Below are 1,910 nucleotides of genomic sequence, written 5' to 3'. Positions count from 1 at the left end.
TGGAAGTTTCATGTCGACCATTCTCCACTGGGTCAGGTCGAGGGCATGTCGGCCGGCTACGTCAGGGATCTGGTCACCGAAGTCGGGATCGCACGTGCGGTCCAGCACCTGGCCGCCGCCCTCGCACCGGTGTGCGGCCCCCGCGATACCACACGTTTGAAACAATTGGCCCAGTTGGCAGTTGCTTATGAGCCCAACGCGACCGACCGCTTGCGAGATTTCGTGCGAATGGTCCGCGAAAAACGAGTCGAGCGACCGCAATCGGCTGCCGTTCGCGTGATGACGGTCCACCAATCCAAGGGTTTGGAATTCGACGCCGTGTTCTTGCCAGAGTTGGACGGCAATCTGACCGGCCAACCACCGCTGTGCATCGCAGACTCGCGGAATCTGACCGAACCGCCGGTCGGGCTCTCACGTTTCTTGACCAGCGAGGCCTGGCACTTTCTGGACACCCGCTGGCGCAAAGCGTTCGGACGTGATGCGGCAGGCAAAATGACCGAGGCGCTGTGCCTGTTGTACGTCGCGATGACACGCCCTCGCCAGGCGCTTTACATGGTCGTTCAACCCTGTAAGCCTGACGACAAAAAACCGGCCGCGTTGATCCACGCGGCGTTGGGCGTGGACACGAATCCCGGCGAAGGAGAAACGGTATTGTATGAAGACGGAGATTCGAATTGGTATGAACGTTGACCCGAGTTTTACCCGGCAAAAAAAGTGACTTTCATCTGACGATTTGTGTAGCCCCCGATCCCCCACACACCCTTGACCACACGAAAGATTCTTCACGCCGCGGACATTCATTTGGACAGTCCGCTCAAAAAACTCGACCGCTACGACAGTGCGCCGTCCCAGCGGATTCGCCGCGCGTCGCGTCGCGCGCTGGAAAATCTGACCGCGTTGGCCATTGACGAAGACGTCGATCTGGTCGTGATCGCGGGCGATTTATACGACGGTGACTGGCCCGACCAAAACACCGGATTGGCCTTCGTCAAAGAGGCGGCCAAATTGGTCACCGCCGGAATCCCGGTGCTGGTCATTCGGGGCAACCACGACGCGGCGAACCAAATGACGGCGTCCCTGCCGCTGCCCAAAAACCCCGACGGCAGTGACATTTTTCTGCAAACGGGAAAGGCGGAATCGAGGTTCTTGGAAGACATCGGCATCGCCGTTCATGGACAATCCTTTCGCAGCCGCGCCGAAAAGTCGAACATGGCGGCAAAGTACCCCGATGCCGTTTCGGGAATGTTCAACTTGGGCATGCTGCACACCGGACTGGAAGGTGCCACCTCGCACGCGCACTACGCGCCATGCACCCCGGCCGAATTGACCGAGAAGGGCTACGACTACTGGGCGCTCGGCCATATCCACGTCCGCGGCGACCACCAAATCGAAGGCGGGCCACCGATCGTGTTCAGTGGCAACTTGCAAGGCCGACACATCGGCGAACAAGGTCCTAAGGGCTGCGTCTTGATCGAAGTCGATGCCAGGAACCGTTGCCGATACGAGTTCCACCCGCTGGACGTGTTGCGTTGGCACGAATGCGTGATCGATGCGAGTCAAATGCAGGATCGCGATGAAATTCTGGATGCCTACCAGGGCTGGCTTTCCGAACAAATCGATGCCTGTGACGGCCGCTTGCTGGTCGCGCGGGTTCGCTTGTCCGGGCAGTCGTCGCTGCACGCGGCGCTGCATCAAAACACCGAGTGGATTCGCGCGGAATTGCAAGCGATCAGTGTCGCCGCGGGCAACGAGCAGGTTTGGTTAGAAGACGTCAAGATTCGAACCGCAATGCCGACCGACCAAAAGATCGCACTCGATTTCGACGGGCCGCTCGAAAGTCTGGAATGTGTGCTCAACAGCCTGCGCAACGACCCGACACTTGCCTCCGTGATCGAACAAGAACTTGCCGG

Annotated in this window: 2 protein-coding genes; both read left to right on the top strand. The window is 59.3% G+C overall.

Translation table 11 applies throughout. The annotated features are described in order from the left end of the window. On the top strand, nt 1-690 hold a 690-nt coding region (locus tag ABX749_RS31265; RefSeq protein ID WP_372899481.1), incomplete at its 5' end, for a 3'-5' exonuclease. A gap of 72 nt (nt 691-762) precedes the next feature. Continuing rightward, nucleotides 763-1,910: exonuclease SbcCD subunit D (locus tag ABX749_RS31260; protein WP_372899480.1), on the top strand; the 1,148-nt coding region annotated here is incomplete at its 3' end.

This window comes from Stieleria sp. (assembly GCF_041595215.1).
GTDB classification, from domain to species: domain Bacteria; phylum Planctomycetota; class Planctomycetia; order Pirellulales; family Pirellulaceae; genus Stieleria; species Stieleria magnilauensis.
This window is presented reverse-complemented; position numbering and strand designations above follow the sequence as displayed.